We start from the raw sequence: 22,578 nt of genomic DNA, 5'->3' as shown, positions 1-22,578 counted from the left end.
CGCTCGGTCATCGATAGCATTCGCGATAGGCGCTGGGCGCCAGGCCAGCGACCCGGCGGAAGGCGGTGGAGAAGACGCCCTGATTGGCGAAGCCAAGATCATAAGCGATCATCTTGAGCGGCTGATCGGTCTCGGTGAGCAGGCGGCGTGCCTGGTCCATCCGTTTGGCTTCGACCCAGGCGCGGACGGTCAGCCCCGTCGTGTCGCGGAACAGGGTGGTCAGTCGCCGCGGGCTCATGCCCAGCAAACCGGCAAGCGTGCTGATCGTCGGCGCGCGGCGGGGAAAGGCATCGACATATTCGTCAAGCCGGCGGAGCTGGATGTTGCTCAGCCGGCCGGCGCTGCGCGTCTCGCTCTGGCCGTCGGCACGCAGGAAGCGGCTGAGCTCGGCCAGCGCGGCGAGGCCAAGGCCCTCGACCAAGGTCTCGGTGGCGAAGCCCGGGGCGCGCAATTCCTCGGCCATGCGGCGCATCAATGCGTCGATCGCGCCGCCCGCGGTGCCCCCGACATCGAGCGTCGCGAGCAACCGGCCACGGCTCCAGCCATCATCGATCCGGGTGACGCGATCGAACAAAGTGGGATCGAACAGGCAGCTTATCGTCAACGGCGTGCCGCCGTCGCCGCGAAACTCGCAATCGGCGGCCGCGGGCGTGAAGACGATATTGCCGAGCCCGCGATAATCGGCCCCCGCGCCGTCATAACGGCCTAGCCGTTCGATCGGATAAGGCGGCAGCATCATGCTGACCACCGGCCGGGTTTCACGCACCTTGATCTCCGCCGGCGCGGGCAGGTCATAGCGGCGCAATTGTACCGCGATCCCGCCGGCTTGGGCTTGCGCCAGATTGGTCCAGTTCGTCTGCGTCATCACCCGCCTCTCATTTCGAAGGATGACAATATCAGGAGGCAATATGCGCATTTTGCGTCGTCATAGCCGCCAGAAATGCAGCATAGGCGCATTTGTGCCTGCGAAGCAATCGATCGCGCGGCTCAGCGGCAGCCACGCCATCCCATCGCGCCCCGCTCCGCCTGGTCGAGGTGGAAATGGTCCGCGTGGGCGGCATTGTAATCGGGGGAAAGAGTGGTCGCGAACAATCGGCAGGCGCCGTCGCGGACATCGCGCAGGAATGCTGCCTTGGCGTTCTTGGCCTGCCAGTCGCGCGCGACGGTGATCCGTGTCCCGTCGGCCAGCCGGAAACCGGCGATGTCGATGGCGTCGGCGGTCGCATGCTCGCTCCAGCCGGCGTCCTTCCGTCCGTACATGCGCCGGCAAGAATAGCTGCCGAAATGGTCGATTCGCGCCACCGGCTGGCCGAAATGTTTCAGCGCCGCCGGCTGGACGACGCGCCATTCCCAGAGGGCAAGGCTCGCGGCGATCGGGCAGGCCATGCCGGCATCGGCCGGAGACAGCCAGATATCCAGCGATCCACCGCGGCCCAGCCCGCACGCCATCCGCATAGCCGCAATGGCCGTTTTCTGTGGAAGTAGACGGCAGCGCCTTATGGCTGATGCCCGCGCGATCGAGCAGAGCATGGCATTCGGCCGGGTCGTCGGTCAGCCGTGTCAGCTTGCGGCCGGTGAACGCGCCCACCGGCTGATTGAGATCGAGTTTGGTCCAGGGCAGGTCTTCGGGATGGCGGCGGCCATAAGCATAAAGCGCGAAGACGATCGCCAGGACGAGGATAAGCCACAGCAAGCCGCGGAGCAGGTGGATGAAACGCATCGTGCCTAATAGCGTTCGCAAGCCTATCCTGTTGCAATGATTCGGAGTCGTTGATGCCCGCCACTCGCCTCACCACCAAGCGCGTCGAAAAGCCTTGGGGCCGCACCAAGCTGTGGCCGGGTTTCGACGATGTCGCGGCCGGTGACGATCCGGTCGGCGAAATCTGGTTCGAAACGCCGGGCGGCGGCGATCCCGAACTGCTCGTCAAATATCTCTTCACCAGCGAGAAATTGTCGATCCAGGTCCATCCCGACGATGCCGAGGCGCAGGCGCATGGCTATCCGCGCGGAAAGGACGAGGCCTGGGTGGTGCTGGCGGCCGAGCCACATGCGACGATCGCGATCGGCACGCGATCGCCGATGACACGCGAGGAACTGCGCGAATCGGCGCTTGATGGATCGATCGAGGACAAGGTGTTCTGGAAGCCGGTGATGGGCGGCGACGTCTTCTATTCGCCCGCCGGCACCGTCCACGCGATCGGCGAAGGGCTGACGCTGGTCGAGGTACAGCAGAATGTCGACTGCACCTATCGGCTCTATGATTATGGCCGCCCGCGGGAATTGCATCTGGAGGCCGGCGTCGCCGCGTCCGATCCGGTGCCTTATGTTGCGCCGCATATCCCGCGCGATATGGGCGGCGGCCGCACCGTGCTCGCTTATGGTCCTGCTTTCGTGCTCGAACGCTGGGCCGGCGCGCGACGGACCGCAGTGAAGGCGGGCGAGGGCCGGCCGATCTGGCTGATCCCGATCAGCGGCAAGGGCAGCGTCGATGGCGAGCCGCTGGAGCCGGGCGGGGTGTGGATGGTCGAGGACGATGCGACAATCGACGTCGACGCCGCCACCAATATCCTCGTCGCCTATCCCGGCGCGGAGATTATCGGTGCTTGATCCTTAGCGCCGAGCGATCGGCAGCGAGATCCACCACCAGATCGGCGCGATCCGGCATCTCGATGATGATGTGCCGCGTCAGCCGCTCATAATGCGCGATGAAGCGGCTGATCTCGGCATCGGACATGACGCCGGGGCCGTCGCCGACGCGGGCGCGCAGCTCTTGCTCCTGCTGGGTCCGCCAGACGCGAACGACGTCGAAACTGGGCGCAGCGAGCAGGATCAATCGGTCGATCCGGCCGAAGAGTTGCTGATAATCCCCGGCCAACGCCGTGTTGACGAAGCGCCGCCAGCGCCCGTCCGCATCCTCGCTCTGCTCCAGCGCGTTGATCGAATCGACGAGCGCCGCATCCGGCTCGGGCCGCGCGCCGACGCACCAGCCTTCGAGGATCAGGAGCGTCGTGCCCGGCTCGGCGCGATCCCATTCCGTTTCCGGTCGACGATCGTCGCGGGCCTTGTCGAAGCGCGGCAGTGGTGCCGCCTCGCCACGTTCCAGCGCCGCGATCAGGTTCAGGCCGAGCGCCACATCATGCGTCCCAGGCACGCCGCGGGTGCGAAGCAGGGGATGCACCTGCCGCGCCAGGCCCTCGCGCGCTGCACGGCCGAGATAGAGGTCGTCGAGCGAGAGGATCGCCGTGCGCGTCCCGCCTTGTTCGAAGCGCTCGGCCAAGGCCGCCGCCAGCGTCGATTTGCCGCTGCCCTGCGCGCCGCAAATGCCCACCACCAGCAGCCCGCCTGCCGTCTGGGCCAGGGCGTCGCGAACCAAATCCTCTGCTGCCTCCAGCGTCGCGGGGGCGGTTGCGTTGCTCACGCCGCGGTTTCCAGCTCCTCGCTGGCGGCCATCCAGTCGGCCTCGGCCGCTTCCAGCTTGGCTTCGACGTCGGCGCGGCGCTTCATCAAGGCGGTCATCGTCTGGTCGCAATCCTGCGGGTCGGCGCTGGCGGGATCGAACATCGCGCGATCGAGCGCGGAACGGCGGGCGCCCAAGGTCTTGATCGCGTCCTCGGCCGCCTTGATCCGCTTGCGCAGACCCGCCGAGCGTTCGCGCGCCTCGGCGGCCGCACGCCGATCATCCTTGCGGCTGGACTTGGGCTCTGCGGCGCTGCCTGCCCTGGCCTGCTCGCCGCGGCCCAGCACCATATCGGTATAGTCGTCGAGCGTGCCGGCAAATTCCCGCGCCGCGCCGGCATCGACCAGCACGAGGCGGTCGGCGGTCAGCTCCAGCATGTGGCGATCGTGGCTGACGACGACGACCGCGCCCTCATAATTGTTGAGCGCCTGCACCAGCGCCTCGCGCGCATCGACGTCGAGGTGGTTGGTCGGTTCGTCGAGGATCAGCATATGCGGCGCCTCGCGGGTGATGAGCGCGAGCGCGAGGCGCGCTCGTTCGCCGCCGGAAAGCTTGCCGACCTCGATCGTCGCCTTGTCGCCCGAGAAGCCGAAGCGGCCGAGCTGCGCGCGCACAGCCGCCGGCTTCGCATCGGGCATCAGCCGCGCCATGTGCTGGAGCGGCGTATCCTCGACGTCGAGTTCCTCGACCTGATATTGGGTGAAATAGCCGACCCGCATCCGGCCCGCGGTGGTGACCGTCCCGTCCATCGGCACGAGCTGCGCCGCCAGCAACCGCGCGAGCGTCGTCTTGCCATTGCCGTTGCGACCGAGGAGCGCGATGCGATCATCAGGATCGAGGCGGAGGTTGAGGCGCGAGAGCACCGGCGTCTCGCCATAGCCGACCGTCGCCATGTCGAGCGTGATCAGCGGCGGCTTCAGCGGATTTTCCGGGCTCGGGAAATCGAAGCTCATCGTCGGATCCTCGACCACCGCCGCGATCGGCTCCATCTTGGCAAGCGCCTTCAGGCGGCTCTGTGCTTGCTTGGCCTTGGTTGCCTTGGCACGCCAACGATCGACGAAGGCCTGCATCTTCTGGCGCTGGGCAAGCTGCTTCTCGCGCGCGCTGGCCTGCAGCGCCAGCCGTTCGGCCCGCTGACGTTCGAACGCATCATAGCCGCCAGGATAGAGCGTCACCCGCCCCTTATCGAGGTGGAGGATATGGTCGACGACATTGTTCAACAGGTCGCGTTCATGGCTGACGACCAGGATGGTCGCGCGATAGGTCTTGAGGAAATTCTCAAGCCACAACGTCGCTTCGAGATCGAGGTGGTTCGAAGGCTCGTCGAGCAGCAGCAGATCGGGCTCGGAAAACAGCAGCGCGGCCAGCGCCACGCGCATCCGCCAGCCGCCCGAGAAACTGTCGAGCGGGCGTTGCTGCATCTCCTCGTCAAAACCAAGGCCGATCAGGATCTTGGCGGCGCGCGCCGGTGCGGCATGGGCATCAATGGCGTTCAGCCGCTCATGGATCTCACCCAGCCGGTCGGGATCATGGCTGTGCTCAGCCTCCTCCAGCAGCGCCGCGCGTTCGAGATCGGCGGCGAGCACGGTTTCGAACGGCGTCGCCGCTCCGGCCGGCGCTTCCTGCGCGATATAGCCGAGCCGCGCGCCCCTGGGCATGTCGACCGAGCCGCTGTCCGCTTCGCCCTGGCCGGCGATCACGCGCATCAGCGTCGACTTGCCGGCGCCGTTGCGTCCGATCAGCCCCACCCGGCTGCGCGGGGGCAGCGCCGTGGTCGCGTTATCGAGGATGAGGCGGCCACCCAGCCGCACGGTGATTCCGGAAATCGTCAACATGGCGCGGCCGATAGCAGGCCGGGACCGCGGCGACAAAGGCAAAGCCTACTCCGTGGCGCCGCGGAAAACGCCGTTCATCTGCGCGAAAGTAACGGCGAGCCGAGTGGCGGGGTCCGACGAGCCGAAGCGATTGCAGGAACTGCAAGCCCCGCCGGCATGTTGTCGCGCCGTAGCAGCAAGGGAGTTTCCACTATGCGAGCCAATAGTATCAAGCGGGGGGCGTTGATCGGTCTGGCAATCATTGGCCTGACGCTTCCCGCGACCGCGATGGCGGGTGACGAGGATCGCGCGCGGGCGGCTGTCGCCGAAGCGCGCGGCAAGATCGAAGCGGCTGAAAAGGCCGGCGTCGGCGGCGAGGCGGCCGATGGCCTGGCGCGGGCGCGCGCTGCGCTCGAACGCGCCCAGAAGGCAGTGCGCGACGATAATGAGGACGCCGCCTATCATGACGCCAAGGAGGCCGACGCTTTGGCGGATCTAGCCAGCGCGACTTCCGAACTGCGGAAGCTCGAAACCGAGCGCCAGCAGCTCGCCGGCAAGTAAGCAGACTCATTTACAGGAGATAATGCGATGAAACGCATCAGTATGCGCCTGTTGGGCGCCACGGCACTGCTCGCCCTTTCGGCGCCGGCCTTTGCCGACAAGGTAGACCGTCTGCTGGTTGATCAGGAGCGTGAGAAGATTTCCGCGGCGCGCGCCGAGCCCGGAATAGCCCAATATGGCGCGGCAGAGCTCGACCAGGCCAACACTGCGCTAACCGATCTTGCGGACAATCTCGACGATAATGAAGCGGGCCAGGCCAAGGCGATCAGCGCGCGCATCGATGCGCTGATCGAGACGGCGCGCACCCGCGCCACGATCGCCCAGCTCAAGACCGAGACCGCTGACATGCGTTCGGAGGCCAAGACCGAGGTGGCGGATGCCCAGGCAGCCGCGCAGAATGCGCAGGCCGATGCCGCTTCGGCCCGCGCCGAGGCCGATCGGCTGAAGGCGCAGATGCGCGACTATCAGCTCAAGCAGACCCAGCTCGGCGCGACGCTGGTGTTGCAGGATGTCGTCTTCGAAACCGGCAAGGCGGACTTGAAGCCGGGGGCGGCGGAGCGCCTGCGTCCGCTCGCCAAATATCTGGCGGCCAACCCGCAGGTCCGCGTGCGGATCGACGGCCATACCGACTCGCAGGGTGCCGACGCCTATAACCAGACCTTGTCGAACCAGCGCGCCGAGGCGGTGCGGACGGCGCTGGCCGGCATGGGCGTCACCGCGGATCGCATCCAGGCGGTCGGCCATGGCGAGGCCCAGCCGGTTGCCAGCAACGCCAACCAGGCCGGCCGCCAGCAGAACCGTCGTGTCGAAGTGACGCTGATGGGCCAGCAGGCGTCCAGCTTCGCCGCGCTGCAATAAGCGCGCGGCGGACGGGGCGGCGGTCGGGCCGCCCCGTCACCCTTCCTATTGGGCCGCCTGCGGTATTGCCTCGGCGAGCGCGGCGGCGGCATCATGCCCGATCAGGCGATCATAATTCTGGTGCATGCGTAGCACATTCTGCTCGCGCCGCCCGAGGATGATCGACGGCACCGCGCCCGCTTCCATCATCACCTGCGAGTTGGACTGGATCTTCATATCCTCGTCCATCGCCACCTTGATCAGCATGTCGGCGACATAATCGTCGCGCGCGCGCTCCTCGTCGGTCGGGTTCTTGCCCCAGCCATAAAGGCGGAAGATGTAGTTGCACTCGCCGGGATTATCGGCCGGGTCGCTGCGCTGGAAGATCGCCATCGCCTCGCCCGCGATCACCACGCTGTTGGGGAAGATCGCGTTCGATACCGAGAAGTGGCAATATTCCGGCCATTCCTCCTCGGGCTTGTCCTTCAACTCCATGATCTGCGGCGTCACTGAAACCAGCGTGTGATGCAGCCCATGATCGAGATGGACGAACTGCTGCAGCGTCATCGGCCCCACCGTTTCGGGATGGAGGAAGGGCACATGATAGCCCTCGACCCCGCCGTCCACGGCATGCTTCCAGTTGATCCGCGCCTTGGTGCTGAACTCCTTCACCAGCCGCAGATTTTCGAAATGATAGCCGGCAAGCATGTCCTTGATCGAGCCAAAGAACTCGTCGACATGGATCGCACCCTCAGGTTGCGGATGAACGAGCAGGAAGCCCATCGTCTCGACGCAGGGCAGTTCGATCAGCCCGCGATCCTCAAGCAGGCCGTCGAACGCCTTGCGGTTCGGCACGCCGACCAGATCGCCGTTCAGCGCGAAGGTCCAGGCATGATAGGGGCAGACGAAGCTCGCCGCCTTGCCGCAGCCTTCGGCCAGTTGCACGCCGCGATGGCGGCAGGCGTTGAGGAAGGCGCGCGCCAAGCCATCGCGGCCGCGGGCGAGCAGGATGGGCTTGCCGGCGATCTCGGTCGCATAATAATCGCCCGGGTCGGGGATATCCGCGCTGTAGGCAAGCAGTTGCGCGCGGTTGTGGAAGAAGACGTCCCGTTCCTTCTCGAACCGATCGCGATCGACGAAGCGGCCGATATCGAGCTCGACCGCGGGCTCGTCACAATATTCCAGTTCATTATTGTCGACCATAGCGATGATGCGCTTGGCCAATTCGATCCGTTTGGCGCGATCCATTTTTTACCTCTCCGATTGCGCACAAGCCGATAGGGACCGGTCTTTTCGTGCGACTTCGCGAGGAAGGTGTCGGGCCCCGCGATTATGCGCAACCCTTAACTTAATACCCGTAACTAAATAGCTGACGGAGCGTTGAGGATCGGTGCAGCGGCAGCCAGGCCAGGCAACGGATTGCTACTCCACCAGTTCCGCCGCACGCTCGGCCTGCTGGCGCGCCCACATTTCGGCGTAGGTGCCGCGCGCTTCGAGCAAAGCGGCGTGGCTGCCGCGCTCCACCACCTGGCCCGCTTCCAGAACGACGATCTCGTCGGCGTGGACGACGGTGGAAAGGCGATGGGCGATAATGATCGTCGTGCGGCGTTCGGAAATATCGTCGAGCGTCGCCTGAATCTCATCCTCGGTGCGGCTGTCGAGCGCGCTGGTCGCTTCGTCGAGGATCAGGATCGGTGGGTTCTTGAGCAAGGTGCGGGCGATCGCTACGCGCTGCTTCTCGCCGCCGGAAAGCTTGAGGCCGCGTTCGCCGACGCGGGTGTCATAGCCCTGCGGCAATGATCGGATGAAGCCGTCGATCGCGGCGCCGCGGGCAGCGGCTTCCACCTCCGCCTGGCTCGAGCCGTCGCGGCCATAAGCGATGTTGTAGCCGATCGTGTCGTTGAACAGCACGGTATCCTGCGGGACGATGCCGATCTGACGGCGCAGGCTCGATTGGCTGACCTCACGCACATCCTGCCCATCAATGGTGATGCGCCCGCCGGTCACTTCGTAGAAGCGGTAGATCAGCCGCGCGAGCGTCGACTTCCCCGCCCCCGACGGGCCGACCACGGCGAGCGTGCCGCCCGCCGGGATCGCGAAGCTCACCCCCTTCAGGATCTGGCGATCGGGATCATAGGCGAAGCGGACATCCTCGAAGCGAAGCGCGCCGCCATTCACATGGAGATCGGGCGCGCCGGCCTTGTCGATCACCTCGGGCGGGGTGTCGATCAGCTTGAACATCGCCTCCATGTCGATCAGCCCCTGGCGGATCTCGCGATAGACCATGCCGAGCATGTCGAGCGGACGGAAAAGCTGGGCGAGCAATGTGTTGACCAGCACCACGTCGCCGGTGGTGAACAGGCCTGTGCTCCACCCCCAAACGGTATAGCCCATCGCGCCCGCCATCATCAGGTTGGTGATGAGCGACTGGCCGATGTTGAGAACCGCCAGCGAGGATTCCACCTTCACCGTCGTGTCGGTCAGCTTCTGGACGGCCTTGGCGTAGCGGCGCTGCTCCACCTCTTCGGCGTTGAAATATTTCACCGTCTCATAGTTGAGGAGCGAATCCACCGCGCGCTGGGTGGCATAGCCATCATGTTCGGCCCATTCGCGGCGCACCTTCATCCGCCATTCGGTGATGCGGCGGGTGAACAGGATATAGGCCGCGACCATGATGAGGGTTGCGGCGACCATTCCCCAGCCGAACTTGACGAGGAAGATTACGCAGACCGCGGTCAGCTCGATGATGGTGGGCGCGATGTTGAACAGGATGAAATAGAGCATCGTATCGATGCTCTTGGTGCCGCGCTCGACGATGCGGGTCAGCGCGCCGGTGCGCCGTTCGAGATGGTAGCGCAGCGACAGCGCATGGAGGTGGCGGAACACATCCTCGCTCAGGCGTCGCGCCGCATCCTGGCCGACGCGCTCGAAGATGGCGTTGCGGATATTGTCGAACAGGACGCCGCCGAAGCGTGCGCCGGCATAAGCGACGACCAAAGCGACCGCGAGCATCACCGCCGGCTCCAGCCCCGGCGCCATCCGGTCCACCGCGGCCTTGTAGGCGAAGGGCATGGCGAGCGTCAGCGCCTTGGCGAACAGGACGAGCGCGAGCGAGACGACGACGCGCAGGCGCAGCGCCGGATTATCCGCCGGCCACAGATAGGGCAGGAAACGGCGCAGCGCGGCGAAGCGGGCTTCGGGATGGGCGGTGTCGGATGGGCGATCGGGCGGCATGGAAGCGCCTAGATAGGCCCGGCTCCGCAAAACACCAATGCTGTGGCCGCGATCACAGCGGAACCGCCTTCACGCCCAAAGGTTGGATAATGAAAGGAGCGAGCGTCCGATGATGGGTGCGGCATTCTATGTGATGGCTATTCTGGGCTGTGCCGACGATGCGGCTACGTGCCAGGATGTGCGGCTGATCGAGACCCGCTACGCGACCGCGGACGCCTGTGCGGCGGCGACATCGGAAATGCTGCTGGCCAATAGCGACGCATCTTTCCCGACGCTGATGGCGCAATGCCGCCCCGGCAGCGCGATCATGGCCGACGCGAAGATGGCCAAGCCCGGCGGCTGATATCGAAAAATGGGAAGCCAGTTCCGGCTGCGGCCCTGTGGGGGTGGACCGCAGCCGGGAGAGCGAGCCGGTTGATGCGCTTGTCCGTTCCGTGGGGGCAGAACATTGGCCATGCGCTCGACCACTCTGGGGTGGTGACTTTCACCAATCGGCATCGGGACCAGAACCTAGCCAATCGGTGTCATGAAAGATCACCGGTGCCTCGGCGTTTCCACCTCGGCGCTGTCCTATGTGCCGAATCGCGCCGTTAAACTTAAGGTTGAGACCGCATTTTACCCCCGCGCCGGCCCCTTTGCTGCAGCGCCGCTAAGCCACGTGACACATTCGATTTTGCGGTTTATCCTTCGGCAACTCTCAAGGTGTTACCGTTACATTGAGCGCTGGAAGACCAGATCCAGTTGCAGATGAGCGCCGGGAAGTGGGGGATTGTGGCGGGCGATGATCCCGAAACAGTGACGCGCGAACGCGTGGAAGGGGAACGGGCGCGAATCAGTGCCGCGCCGGATTTCGTCCGTGCGCCTGTGATGCGTCGCTTGCTGGATTATCTGGTTGCGGAGACGTTGGCCGGTCGCGGCGACACGCTGAAGGCCTATGCCGTCGCGGTCGATGGCCTGGGCCGCGCCGAAGATTTCGATGCCCAGGCGGACAGCTATCCCCGGGTTCAGGTCGGCCGCCTGCGCCGCATGCTCGATGCCTTCTATGCGCGCGACGGCGTCGTCGACGACTTCCGTTTCAATATCCCGCCAGGCCAGTATCGGGTCTTCTTTGATCCGGCCGATGCATCGACAAATGTCGCGGCCGAGGTTGTGACAGGCTCGGAGACAGAACCAGGCGACGATTCGCCGAAGAGTTCGCTGTCCCGCTGGCCGTGGTTCGCAGTGCTGGTCGCGATCGTTGTCGTCATGCTGATCGGCGGGGCCTTGTCGCTGCGCGATGGCGGTGCCGACGCCACGACGTCGGAATTGACGTTGCCGCCGGTGCTGCGCCTCGCTGCGATCAAGACGACCCCGTCGATGCAGGCCACGGGTCAGGCGGTTGATGCCACACTGGTCGATGGTCTGCGCCGAAGCTGGCTGATCCGGCTGCATGACGAGCGGGACAGCAAGGTCAAGGAAATCGCCTTGCCGCGGGCGCGGCGTGACGCGCTACCTTCCTACCGCCTGACGGGCGAAATCGGCGGGACGACCAAGCCGCAATTACAGCTACGCCTGGCCAATGCCAGCACCGGACAGGTGCTGTGGAGCAGCCAGATAGACCTTCCGTCAGACCCGGCAGAGCTGCGCGAGACGCTGTCGCCGGCCATGTCCGAACTTGTCCAGGCCTATGGCGTTATCGCGACCGATGAACGCGCGGTGGAGGGCGACCGCTTTGCGCCCGGTCAGCGCTGCGTACTGGAGTTCGATCGCTACCGCCGGGACCGTTCCAAGCCGGTTTTTACGCTGCTCACCCGCTGCCTCGACAGGACATTGGAACTCGACCCGGGCCACGCCATGGCGCTGGCGGCCAAATCCTTTATCGAGTTGGACAAATCGCTCTATCGTTTCGAGCCGAATGCGCCTGACACGGCGCGGACGGCCTTTGCGCTTGCCCGGCGGGGCGTTGCGGCGGACCCCTATAATGCCTTCACCCAACTCGCCCTCGGCCGGGCGGCGCAGTATAGTGTTGGCTGCGGACTGACGGTGCGCAGCGTTCGGCAGGCGATCGGGCTCAATCCGTTCGACGCCGATTTGTTGGGTGTATCCGGTGTTCTCTTGTTGAATTGCGGTCAGCCCGATGGCGAAGCTTTGTTGCGCCGCTCGATTGCGCTGGACGCCAATGCTCCCACCCCAATTCGGTCCTGGCTCATCTATGCGGCGCTCGACCGTGGCGACGTGGCGGACGCGCAAGGGCAACTTGAAGACATGCCCGCACCCGCCGCTGCGGGCGAGGGACCGGCGGCGCTGCTACGGGCCACGGTTGCCGCCAGTGCCGGCAATGTTGGCGAAGCCCGCCAGATCTGGGCGCGTCTGTGGCAGCTCGATCCGCAAATAGCGCGCGATCCCAACAGCCTGTATGAGCGTCAGAACCTGCCCAAGGCCTATCGAGAAAGGAGCTTGGCCGCGTTGGTGCGCGCGGGGCTCATCCCGCCAGCCTCCCGGCCTGTCGCAACGCCCTGAACCTGCACGGCGCTGTCCGGTTCTCTCCTTGTCCCCGACAAGGAGAAGTGCATGACCGATCACCCTGCCGAGCCGATGATCCATGAAGATCCGTTGCCGGGCAGCGAGGCACGGCTTGATCCGCAACCCGAATGGATGCCCCGTTATCCCGGATCGGGCCGGCTCGATGGCAAGGTGGCGCTGATAACCGGTGCCGACAGCGGCATCGGCCGCGCGGTCGCGGCCCTGTTCGCGCGGGAGGGCGCCGATGTCGCCATCCTCTATCTCTGCGAGCATGAGGATGCCGAGCAGACTGCCAAGATCGTCCGCATCGAAGGGCGGCGGGTGATGACGATCGCCGGCGATGTCGGTGACAAACAATTCTGCGATCGCGCCGTGGGCGAGGTGATCGAATCGCTGGGCGGGATCGACATCCTGGTCAACAATGCGGGCGAGCAGCATCCCGATCAGGACATCACCGATATCAGTGAGGAGCAGCTTCGCCGGACATTCCAGACCAACATCTTCGGCATGTTCTTCATGACGCAGGCCGCACGCCCGCACCTGAAATCGGGCGCGACCATCATCAACTGCACGTCGGTGACGAGCTATCAGGGGTCGAAGGAGCTGCTCGATTACAGCTCGACCAAAGGGGCGATCACCGCCTTCACGCGGGCCTTGTCGGAAAATCTGGTGGGGGACGGGATACGCGTGAATGCGGTGGCGCCTGGCCCGATCTGGACGCCACTCAACCCCTGCGGCGGGGCTTCGCCGGAAAAGCTCGCCAATTTCGGTGAGGATACGCCGATGGGCCGGCCGGGTCAGCCCAACGAGGTAGCGCCATCCTTCCTGTTCCTGGCGTGCGAGGACGGCAGCTATATGTCCGGCCAGGTGCTCCACCCCAATGGCGGAACGATAGTAAACGGTTGACGGTAAGGGCCCCGAGGACGGGAGGGCGATCAGAAGGCGATGATCAGATCGGTGGAGAAAACGACGCCGTCGCCACCCACCGTCTGCGGAAGGGCGGTGCCGCCGACGGGCGAGTCGTTCAGGAACAGCAGTTGCGTGTTGAGGCGCACTTCCTTGCGGCGGAAGGGGAACCAATTCAGGCCCAGGCTGAACTCCGTCGGGTCACCATATTCGCCGTATATTTTGGACGCCGTTCCATATGCCTGCAAGACGTCGCGGACCACCATGGTCGACCCTTGGATGGTGAAGCCATTGTCATAGAGCTTATCCACCGGCAAGGGGCCGCTCGCCTTGAAGTTATCGACCCAGCGGAAATAATATTCCCCCTCCAGGTGCCAGCCTTTATATTTGAACCCGCCGTTCAGCGCGAGCATCTTGTACGTCGCTTTTTCTATGTTGACGCCGACGTTGAAGGGATCGGGGCTGAACAATCGGGTGCCATCCGAAAGCCTGATCTGTGAATTATCGAATACGTCCACATCGGGCTGCCCCTGGGCATCTTCCCGGCTGTGCGTGAAGTGGACCGAGAACAATGTCGCCAACTGCTTGTGATATTCATAATCGCCGATGCCGAAGGACGGTCCATATTCGTGGGTCGTCGGCATCCACCACAAGGCGATCGATTGGGTGTTGAGATCCGAATCGAGTTCCTTGGCGCTGACGCCCAGTGCGCTAAGATTATTGGCCAGCGACGCGCGATAGCGCAGGCCGGGCAGTATCTCGCCCGTCGCCTCGATGCCCTGCGTGTAGGAACCGCGGAAGAATTCGTCCGCCATCACGCGGTTGTCGTTCCTGAGCCAGTTGGGAAAGCTCCAGTTGGTGCTGTGGGTGGTGGGCAATGGGACGATGCCGACCGTCACGTTCAGCCATTTGGAGAATTCATACGCCACCCAGCCGCCGATCACGACCTGCGCGCCGTCGCCCTGCGCGGGATTGTTGGTCCAGAAGAACAGATAGTAACGGAACTTGGGGTCGAACAGCCAACCCTTCATGTTCATGCTGACTTTCTGGAACTCGATGTCGTTGCGTCGATCGATCGACTGGGTGCGCCCGAACGCATCGACATAGCTTTTGTTGAGATCCATCTGGTTGAGGTAACGCGCATAGGTATAGAGGCCGACGCCAAGCTCGCCCTCGTCATCGCGAACCAGCACGAAGCCGCGGCCAGGCTCATAGACCGAGGATTGCCCTTTGACCGGCGTCGGCACTTCCTGACCGGCAATCTCGACATCCTCACCGGAAATATCGGGCGCCTTGGAAGGAGCTTCTCTGGTCGCGGATACCGCCGGGACAGGGGCCACGTTGACCGGCCCGCCGGCGGGCGGCACCGCCCCCGACGGACTGGTCGCGCCAAGCCCGCTTTCCAGAGTCCGGATACGGCTGTCGAACTCACCCATCTGGCGCTGCAGATCCTGCCGCATCGCCCGCAGTTCCTGAAGCTCGCGGGTGACATCCTCACGCGGCGGAGCCGGAGCGGGAGCTGCGTCCTGCGCCAAAACCGGGGAAACGAGGAACGAGGTCAGCAATAGGCCGACGAGCGAAAGGCGCCGGTCAGCGCGAGTTCTTGGACGCAACATTCACTCGCTCCCACTGCCGCACCTTCACGCGGGCCGCGTCGAACAGCCGTTCATAATTGCCGCGGCGAACCGCCAGGCTGGCTTCCGGGCTCAACTGCCGGAAGACCGGGTCCCACAGGTGAAAGACGCGCAGTTGCGTGGCCTGATCAGCTGGTGCGACATTGTCGGTGCCGAACAGGAAGCGATCCGAATTGCGTTCAAGCGCAGCGGCTACCCGCTTTTCCACTTCCGGGGAGGAGATGGCGTATTTCGCCACCTCATCCCACGAGATATCGAAATAGACGTGGCGCAACGTCGGATCGGCCAGCATCTGCTCCAGGATCTCGAGATGGTTGGGGCTGCGCTCGGCTGTGTCGGAAGTCGCCTGCGACACCGCCGGATGCACCACCCGGCCAAGGCCGGTATGCGCCCAGATGATCACCGTCTTCGGATGGCGACGCAGCAGGTCTTTCATCTGCTTGAGATAGACCGGCTCGGTGTTCGCTTTGGCGAACGGCATGTCGATGTCGCTGTGCAGGATGACGACCAGGCCCACTTCGGCCGCGAAATCGAGGATGCGATCGAGCGCCGGATCGGTCAGGCTGGCGACGTCGCCGGCCACCTTCGACGATACGAACTCCTTGTGGATCGAGAATTCGCCGATGCCCGAAAAGACCCCGGGAAAGGTCTCCAGCACGCGGCGGATATGGTCCACCGCATACATGTCTGACGGGTTGAATCCGGTGATCATCGGATCGAGGCGCTGCCGCGACTCCGGTGGTAGCGAAAGATAGGCGCTGGCGATAAACGCGTCGGTGAAGGAATAATAATAAAGCGGCGCGTCGCTCTGCAGATAATAGGTCGGCGCATAGTCGCCCGAATTCTCATACGACCAAGTCTGCTGGAGCGGGATGCCGAACAGGGTCGAACGGCCGACCTTGTCGCCCATGATCTCCAGATAGGCGTTTATGTCCGTTCCCTTCTGGACATAGTTGGTCAGATGGAAATGGGAGTCATTGAACAGATAAGCTGTGCCCTGCTGCGTGGCCGCTGTTCGGGCTGCGGCGGGCGAGCAGACCAGGGCCGCCGCAATGAGGAGCAGTCCGCGCATCGCCCTGCTCAGCCGAACTGCGCATAAGGGTTGGCGTTGAGCGCCTGGACGATGTCGGTGATCGCGCGCTGCCCGCGAACGCTGTTGCCGGCGGCGTCGAGCGGCGGTGCGAAGGTGCCGATACCGAACTTGCCCGGCGCCGCACTGACGAGCCCGCCGCCGACGCCGCTCTTGGTCGGCAGGCCGGTGTGGAACAGCCATTTGCCGCTGTCGTCATACATGCCGGCGGTCGCCATGATCGCGAGCAGGCCGGGCACATGCTTGCTGTCGATGACCTGCTTCTTGGTGACCGGGTTGCGGCCGCCGAACGCCAAGGTCGCGCCCATCACTGCGAGATCGCGCGCCGAGACGTTGATCGAGCATTGCCGCGTATAGAGATCGACTGCGACCGCAGGGTCCCCCGGAAAGCGCTCATAAGCGGACATCAAAGCGCTGATCGCGCGATTGCGCTGGTTGGTGTCGCTTTCCGACTTGTAGACTGGCTGGTTCACGTCGAGCTGACGTCCGGCGAAATCGGAATGGATCTTCAGGATTTTGCCCCATACCTCATCGGGTGATCCGCCTTTGACATTGCCCACCGTGGCGATGGCGCCGGGGTTGACGAAGGGGTTCATCTCCTTGCCGCGATATTGTTCGACCGCGACGATCGAGTTGAACACCGCGCCGGTGGCATCGACGCCGACACTATCCTCGATCTTCTGGTCGCCGGATTCCTGCATCACAAGGGCGGCCGTGAAGACCTTGGAGATCGACTGGATCGAGAAAAGCTGCTGGGTGTCGCCGGCCTCGTGCAGCTTGCCGTCGGCCCCGACCAGCGCGATCCCGAAATATTGCGACGGCACCTCGGCGAGCGCCGGGATATAATCGGCATTCTTGCCTTCAGTGAGGCCGCGATATTTCGAATGGGCGGCATTGACCGCGGCATCGATCTGCGCGCCGCCGGGCGCACCGCCGCTCTTCTGGGCAAAGGCCGGGGCCACATCGGCCATCGCTCCCAGGCCGACGGCACCCGCGGCAAGGCCGGCGACAAGGCCGCGACGGCTCAGCGACACATCCTGCATTTCCGCTCTCCCCTGTTCGAATTTACTGGCCCCACACATCCTTGCTGGAGAAGGACACCTTGACGGTGAACTGCAGGCGCTTGTCCTCGCCGCTGTCGCCATCATTGTCGGTGCGCTTGCCCCACAGGAATTCGGCGCCCGTCAGCACGCGATCGACCGGCGACCAGAGCAGGTTGCCCGAGGCGTAGTCGCCCGCATGATAGGAATCCCCGGTCTGGAAATTGGTGTTGTCCACCTCCGTCCGGCTGTAGCCGAAGGAGGAGCTCAATTGCGGCGTCCATTGCAGATCGACATAAGCCGTGACGCCCCACAGCGGCACCGCCTTGGCTTCCAGAAGCTGGTTGAGCGGCGGAAGTGGAGGCGGCGCTGGCACCAGTTCCGCCTTCGGTGCCAGATCCATGCCGCCATCGTTCATATAGCTGGCAATGCCCTGGCCATAGACGCCGCCGATGCGGAAGGTCGCGAGCTCCCACTTGAAGACCGTGCCGAGCATCAGGCCCCAGCCGAACTCACTCCCGGTCGGCTCATTGTCCACCGTGCCGACGGTGTCGAAGCCGACCTTCCGGGCGATGCCGGAAAGCTGCACATGCCCCCAATCGCCGTCATAACGCACCATCGCGGTGAGATCCGGCAGCTCCTCGTCGCCCTTGATATTGGTCGCGAGATCCGGATCGATCAGGCGGAGGGCTCCAGCGTCGATATCGTTCGACGGAAGCTCCAGCGCCGCCGCTACCGTCCATCCGCCATTGTTCACGAAGGTGTAGCGGAGCTGCGGGGTGCGTACGAACACCATGCCCGTCGGCCCCCAATAGTCGATCGTGTTGGGGAAGAGATCGCCGTCCATGAACAGGCTGTTGGTCTGGCCTGCCAGGATCGGGCCCCAGCGGCCATAGGCATGGCGCAGCCGGAACGTCGTCTGCCCGGCATCGACGCCCACCCCGTAGAGATCGAACTCGAACTTGGCTTCATAATCCTTGCCGCCAAGTTCGCCACGCGCGACCGCACCGAGACGGGATTGGCGGACGCTGACGATCGACTGGCCGTCGCTCCCGAACTGCCCCTTGGTAGTGGGGATCTTTGAGGGACGCAGTGTCGCATCCCAGCTTGGATCGACCCGATCGAAATCCTGAACCACGTCGGCCTGCGCGAAGCCATACAACTCCATGGTGTGATTGCCGGAGTTCGCGGGCTTCTGGGCAGCGATCGTCGGTTCGGCCGCGGGTGCGGCAGCGGTGGCGGCAGGTGCGGGCGCAGCCTGGCCCGGCGTGCGACCAAGCTCTGCCTCAAGGCTTTCCAAGCGGCCGCGAAGCTCCTGAATTTCGCTCAGAATGCGTGCGCGCTGCGCCGCATCCGCGGGTGGCGCGGCATCCTGGGCAAAGGCGGGAGACGCTAACAATAGAACTGAAAGTGCCACGGCGCGGTCGTACATCGCTGGCTCCCCATATCAGCGGGTGGGTCCGCAATTTCGATCCTACACGCGGCTTTAGCGGGGTGAACTCGGGTTAAATCCGGAGACCGCGCCGGAATATTACTTAGGTGATCATCCGCGATTGGCAGCATTCATGTGCCGCTGCGTGGCAAGGCAACTGGCCTCAAGCTTCAAAGTTCTTAATTTTCATGGATATAGGGGGAGGGAATATCCCTGCTGTATCGCGGGTTCTCTTGGAAAATCGGATTGCCTTCAAATCCACCCATGAAACTACCGATACCGCGGGCCATTGGCCGATCCTATCCTTCGCCGTGAAGAGTTTGGGAGCGGTCGCCATGCCTCTCACCCCGGCCGAGGCCTTCGTCTATCTTTCGCCGCGCTGGATGATCGTCCTTACGGTCATCGTGCTCAGCCTATTGGCCTTTGTCGGTGGCCGGATGCTGGCGCGTCTGCACAACTCCGCCGACAAGGAAGCAGGCGCCCGCGGCATAGGGCAGTTCGGCATCGCGCCGTCGCTGGCCTTGTTCTCCCTTCTCGTCAGCTTCACGCTGTCGATGGCGGTGGATCGCTTCGATCGGCGCCGTTCGCTGCTGGTGGACGAATCCACGGCCATCACCCGCACCTACGTTGCCGGTCAATTCCTGCCGGCTGCGCGCCGGCACGCGCTGCGCCACGTGCTGATCGCTTATGCGGATGCCCGGCTGGGTGCGAAGCGTGTCGCCGAATCCGTCAGTGGCGTCGACGAAGGATTGCTCGCCAATGCAACGGCACGGCGGCGCATTCAGGATCAATTGTGGAAACTGGCACTGCTGCCCATGCCCGGCCACGAACGACAGAGCAGTGCGCTGCTCGACGCCGCCAACCAGTTGGACGACGTGTCGTCGCACCGGATCGCCGTGCGGCTCGCTCACGTGCCTTTGCAGGTGCACGGAGTGTTGCTTGCCGTATTGATGATCGCTGCGGCGCTGATGGGCTTTGCCTGTACGCGGCCACGCGACCGCACCGTGGCGTTCATGCTGTTGCTTGCCGCCAATCTGGCGCTGATCCTGACATGGGACATCGATCGCCCGGTCCGCAGCGCAATCGAAGAATCGCAGGCGCCGCTGGAATCCGTGCGACTCTATCTCCTGGCCGATCCGTTGGGGCACAGCTTGCAGCCGATCGGGCGATAAGCGGCCAATTGCTCCGGCCGTTTCCAATGTCGACGAAGCAGGCCGGGCGGCTGCCCGGCCTGTCCCCCCCCCGGGAAACCTATTTCAGAAGCAGTTCCTGGAACTGCATATAGCCAAGCACCTTGCGGAAGGAGCCGCGGTCTCCGGATTCCTTTTCCATCCGCCTGGAATCCTTCTGGACATAGGCCTCATATTCCTTCTGACGAGCGATCTGCTCGGCTGCGCTCGGCACGGTCTTGTAACGGGTCAGGACATAGATGTCGGCTTCGCCCGGGCGGCTATAGCCGTTGGCGAGGACGTGATATTCGACGATCCATCCCTTCGCTTTCGCGAAATCCTGGTTCTTCTTCCATTCGCCCGCGAGCCAATCGGTGTAAGTTTCCGACTGGCCGGGCGTCACCTGCACCATGGTGACGTCCCAATAGTCGCCGGGCGCGTAGGACGAAGCCTGGGCGGCCACGCTTGAAGGCAAGGCGGCCGCTGCCAGGGCCAGACTGGCCGAAACTGCAAGAAACTTCCCGATCATGATTTCCCCGCTGATGATCCCGATGGTCTGCCGGCCATGCAACCGGCTGGCATCGGATAGTGCGCGAGACGGACCCGCTGTCCAGCCGGCCCCGCCGCCGGAACGCGGATGAAATGCTGATGATTTGCGGATGATGGACCCGCGGGTGCGTGCGGGCGGCATCACCATTCGAAGCGCGCGATCGGGCCTTCCGCTTGACCTGCCGTTTCTTCCGCGGAATGATACTTCGGTCTTGGGGGGACGGTCATGTCATTGGATGTGTTGATGGGGTCCCTCGTGGGGGCTTGTTGACGTCATGAGCTCGTTCAGCGCTTCGACGTCTCCGGGGGATGCGTCGGAATGGCGACAGATCATCCTGCCGAAGCAGCCTCCCTTCCGCCTGGGCGAAGTGGAGGTCGAACCTGCCCTCCGCAGGATGCGGCATGATGACGGTCGCGAACTTGTGATCGAACCGCGGGTCATGGAGGTCATGGTCGCGCTCTGGCACGCGAACGGCGCGCTGGTGTCGCGCCAGGATCTGCTCGATTGCTGCTGGGCAGGCAGAACGGTCAGCAAGGATGCGGTGAACCGCGTCATCTCGCAAATTCGCGGTCTGGCGACAGGCATCGCCGCCGGCAGCTTTGAAATCATCACCGTCAACAAGGTGGGATATCGGTTGACGACAGCGGCCACGGCCATTCCGTCTGCTCGTTCGGCGCCACCGGAGCCAGGAGCAAACCGGCGACACGCTCTCTTGCTCGGCGCTGGCATGCTTGCGGCATCGGCGATGGCGGGCGGGATCGCCTATTTTCGTGGGCAGCCCACGGACCAGCGGCGAAAGATGCCGACAATCGCGGTGATGCCCTTCGATGAACGGGGCTCCGTTCCCGACTTTGCCGGGCCTGGAATGGCGCGCGAGGTCCGTCAGGCGCTTTCCCGAATTGGCGGCATAAGGGTGATCAGCGATGCTTCGTCGCTTCAACTCGCGCAGGACAAGCTTCAGCCGGCCGAACTCGGCAGACGGCTTGGCGCGGACATCATCATATTCGGAAGCCTGACCCGGGAAGGCGGCGGCCTTACGGGACGAGCCGAGCTTGTCGAAGCGAAGACGCAAACCCAGGAATTGAGTTTTGTAGAAGCCGTCGCTGGACCGGATGTGATGGCGCTCGCCGATGCGTTGGCCGGCCGCTTGGTCGAGGAGGCGATCACGCGACTGGTGCCTCTTGCATCACCTGCGCAACTGCCGCCGCGACGACGCCTCGATCCCAGAGCCTATCCCCACATGCTGAAGGCCGAGCAGGCGTTTTTGCTGACTCGATCGCTGCGGGTCGGCGGCAACGTCGCAGTGGCAGCGGCGCAGGCGGAAGAAGCCTTTGACCAGGCAATGGCGGCGCTGGCGATTGATCCGAATGATGTACGGTCGCTGTTGGTGCTCTGGCGGCTGGCGCGGAACGGGTGGTCGCAACGGTTATACGCCGTGCAACCGGCGGGTGCGGATCGCGCCTCCGCCGCTACCCATTATGTGCGGCGCGCGCTGGCCGCCGATCCCAATGATCCGGCGGCGCTCGCGGCCCTTGCGGATTGTTACCGCAGATATGAATGGCGATGGCAAGACGCTGAGGCGCTTCTCAAGCGCGCGATCGCCGCAGATCCGGGGCTGCTTGAGGCGCGATGGGCCTATGGCACCTTGCTGGGCGTGTTGAACCGGGCGCCGGAGGGAGTGTCGCACGCCGAGGAAATTCATCTGCTCGACCCGACGAATGCTACGCTCCGCGGTTATCTGCGGCCCCGGCTCACCTACGCGGCCGGCGTGAAGACGGTGGCGCTGCGGCAGTATGACGCGCTGTTGAACAGCGATCCCGCGGGCGCATTCATCACTCGCGAAATCTATATGACTCACTTGACCGCTGGAGATGCAAGCGGACTGGATCGGCTCCTTGGCACGGTCGGGAAGCAGCCAAGCGCGAAAGCCGATGCCCGCAATATCATGGGACGCATCCACGCGGCGGCAGAGGCGTTGCGAGGCAGGCCCGGCGGGTTTCGCGACTTGCTCGACGGCGAAATGCGGCGAACAACTGGAGAAAGCCCAACATCTGAAGGGCGTATCGACAACGACAGATTGTTTCTCGCTGCGCTCGAGTTCGGATGGGCCGGGGATGCCGTCGCGTCGATTGACCTTCTCGGCAGGGCTCTAAATGCGGGCTCTCTCAACTGGATCGCGTCCTTGCCATATGGCGTTAGCCCGTTACCACGCGCGGTGAAGGATGACGCTCGCTTCACCGCCCTGTGGCGGCGCGATCCTCGCCTGATGGAACTCATGTCCATCCGACGCGAAAATCTCGGGCGGGGGTTGGCCCGAACGATTGCCTGAAGCCGCGGAACTGGCGCTTTTCG

Annotated in this window: 18 protein-coding genes and 1 pseudogene; 8 read left to right on the top strand and 11 right to left on the bottom strand. The window is 64.2% G+C overall.

All coding sequences use genetic code 11. The features are described 5' to 3' along the window. Positions 1-7: 7 nt before the first annotated feature. On the bottom strand, positions 8-865 hold the full coding sequence (locus ACFB49_RS19265; RefSeq protein WP_380872942.1) for a helix-turn-helix transcriptional regulator: 858 nt from the start codon (positions 863-865) through the stop codon (positions 8-10). A 122-nt stretch (positions 866-987) separates the two neighbouring features. Next, a pseudogene (locus tag ACFB49_RS19260) lies at positions 988-1,720 on the bottom strand (extensin family protein). A gap of 53 nt (positions 1,721-1,773) precedes the next feature. Between ACFB49_RS19260 and ACFB49_RS19255 the strand changes: the two are divergent. Next, positions 1,774-2,607, top strand: a complete 834-nt coding sequence (locus ACFB49_RS19255) for a class I mannose-6-phosphate isomerase (protein WP_380872941.1) — start codon at positions 1,774-1,776, stop codon at positions 2,605-2,607. Here ACFB49_RS19255 and ACFB49_RS19250 read toward each other — a convergent pair. Both ACFB49_RS19250 and ACFB49_RS19245 read right to left on the bottom strand, forming a co-directional pair. Then, complete coding sequence (locus tag ACFB49_RS19250; RefSeq protein WP_380872940.1) at positions 2,594-3,418, bottom strand: kinase; 825 nt, start codon at positions 3,416-3,418, stop codon at positions 2,594-2,596. The genes ACFB49_RS19255 and ACFB49_RS19250 overlap by 14 nt on opposite strands. Continuing rightward, positions 3,415-5,292 carry an ABC-F family ATP-binding cassette domain-containing protein gene (locus ACFB49_RS19245; protein WP_380872939.1) on the bottom strand — a complete coding sequence of 626 codons (1,878 nt, stop codon included), beginning with the start codon at positions 5,290-5,292 and terminating at the stop codon, positions 3,415-3,417. Before ACFB49_RS19245 ends, ACFB49_RS19250 begins: the two co-directional genes overlap by 4 nt. A 192-nt stretch (positions 5,293-5,484) precedes the next feature. Between ACFB49_RS19245 and ACFB49_RS19240 the strand changes: the two genes are divergently transcribed. Both ACFB49_RS19240 and ACFB49_RS19235 read left to right on the top strand, forming a co-directional pair. Next, positions 5,485-5,832: a DUF4398 domain-containing protein gene (locus ACFB49_RS19240; protein ID WP_380872938.1), complete on the top strand. Its 348-nt coding sequence runs from the start codon at positions 5,485-5,487 to the stop codon at positions 5,830-5,832. Between the two features lie 27 nt (positions 5,833-5,859). Continuing rightward, complete coding sequence (locus tag ACFB49_RS19235) at positions 5,860-6,690, top strand: OmpA family protein (RefSeq protein WP_380872937.1); 831 nt, start codon at positions 5,860-5,862, stop codon at positions 6,688-6,690. 45 nt (positions 6,691-6,735) lie between these two features. Here the strand turns inward: ACFB49_RS19235 and ACFB49_RS19230 are convergent, their stop codons facing one another. Together ACFB49_RS19230 and ACFB49_RS19225 are read right to left on the bottom strand one after the other, a co-directional pair. Next, complete coding sequence (locus ACFB49_RS19230) at positions 6,736-7,917, bottom strand: aromatic ring-hydroxylating dioxygenase subunit alpha (RefSeq protein WP_380872936.1); 1,182 nt, start codon at positions 7,915-7,917, stop codon at positions 6,736-6,738. 174 nt (positions 7,918-8,091) lie between these two features. Continuing rightward, entirely contained in the window at positions 8,092-9,903 is a 1,812-nt protein-coding gene (locus ACFB49_RS19225) for an ABCB family ABC transporter ATP-binding protein/permease (RefSeq protein ID WP_380872935.1), read from the bottom strand. 109 nt (positions 9,904-10,012) lie between these two features. Here ACFB49_RS19225 and ACFB49_RS19220 point away from each other — a divergent pair, with 109 nt between their 5' ends. The 3 genes from ACFB49_RS19220 (at position 10,013) to ACFB49_RS19210 (ending at position 13,311) form a co-directional block, all read left to right on the top strand. Further along, positions 10,013-10,246, top strand: coding sequence for a hypothetical protein (locus ACFB49_RS19220; RefSeq protein ID WP_380872933.1), 234 nt, complete (start codon positions 10,013-10,015; stop codon positions 10,244-10,246). 404 nt (positions 10,247-10,650) lie between these two features. Next, positions 10,651-12,402 (top strand): hypothetical protein, encoded by a 1,752-nt coding sequence (locus ACFB49_RS19215; protein WP_380872932.1) that lies wholly within the window; start codon positions 10,651-10,653, stop codon positions 12,400-12,402. 51 nt (positions 12,403-12,453) lie between these two features. Next, complete coding sequence (locus tag ACFB49_RS19210; protein ID WP_380872931.1) at positions 12,454-13,311, top strand: SDR family oxidoreductase; 858 nt, start codon at positions 12,454-12,456, stop codon at positions 13,309-13,311. 29 nt (positions 13,312-13,340) lie between these two features. Here ACFB49_RS19210 and ACFB49_RS19205 read toward each other — a convergent pair whose 3' ends face one another. Genes ACFB49_RS19205 through ACFB49_RS19190 form a run of 4 tightly spaced genes read right to left on the bottom strand, consistent with a single transcriptional unit; the run spans position 13,341 to position 18,507 of the window. Further along, positions 13,341-14,927: a hypothetical protein gene (locus tag ACFB49_RS19205; protein WP_380872930.1), complete on the bottom strand. Its 1,587-nt coding sequence runs from the start codon at positions 14,925-14,927 to the stop codon at positions 13,341-13,343. Continuing rightward, a complete protein-coding gene (locus ACFB49_RS19200; protein ID WP_380872929.1) occupies positions 14,902-16,017 on the bottom strand; it encodes an amidohydrolase family protein in 1,116 nt (371 codons plus the stop codon). The genes ACFB49_RS19205 and ACFB49_RS19200 overlap by 26 nt, the downstream gene beginning before the upstream one ends. A gap of 8 nt (positions 16,018-16,025) precedes the next feature. Next, positions 16,026-17,078, bottom strand: a complete 1,053-nt coding sequence (gene glsA, locus ACFB49_RS19195) for a glutaminase A (protein WP_380872928.1) — start codon at positions 17,076-17,078, stop codon at positions 16,026-16,028. 22 nt (positions 17,079-17,100) lie between these two features. Further along, positions 17,101-18,507 carry a DcaP family trimeric outer membrane transporter gene (locus ACFB49_RS19190; protein WP_380872927.1) on the bottom strand — a complete coding sequence of 469 codons (1,407 nt, stop codon included), beginning with the start codon at positions 18,505-18,507 and terminating at the stop codon, positions 17,101-17,103. Positions 18,508-18,614: 107 nt separating this feature from the next. On the opposite strand from ACFB49_RS19190, the gene ACFB49_RS19185 reads away from it, so the two are divergent. Beyond that, entirely contained in the window at positions 18,615-19,679 is a 1,065-nt protein-coding gene (locus tag ACFB49_RS19185; protein ID WP_380872926.1) for a hypothetical protein, read from the top strand. 79 nt (positions 19,680-19,758) lie between these two features. On the opposite strand, the gene ACFB49_RS19180 is transcribed toward ACFB49_RS19185, so the two are convergent. Beyond that, positions 19,759-20,205, bottom strand: a complete 447-nt coding sequence (locus tag ACFB49_RS19180; RefSeq protein WP_380872925.1) for a hypothetical protein — start codon at positions 20,203-20,205, stop codon at positions 19,759-19,761. 295 nt (positions 20,206-20,500) lie between these two features. Between ACFB49_RS19180 and ACFB49_RS19175 the strand changes: the two genes are divergently transcribed. Next, the gene (locus tag ACFB49_RS19175; protein ID WP_380872924.1) at positions 20,501-22,555 is read left to right on the top strand and encodes a winged helix-turn-helix domain-containing protein; all 2,055 of its coding nucleotides are present in this window, start codon (positions 20,501-20,503) and stop codon (positions 22,553-22,555) included. The last annotated feature ends 23 nt before the right edge of the window (positions 22,556-22,578 follow it).

Source organism: Sphingomonas sp. DBB INV C78, from assembly GCF_042693015.1.
Taxonomy (GTDB): domain Bacteria; phylum Pseudomonadota; class Alphaproteobacteria; order Sphingomonadales; family Sphingomonadaceae; genus Sphingomonas_E.
The sequence above is the reverse complement of the archived record's forward strand: the minus strand, read 5'-3'. Positions and strand labels throughout refer to the sequence as shown.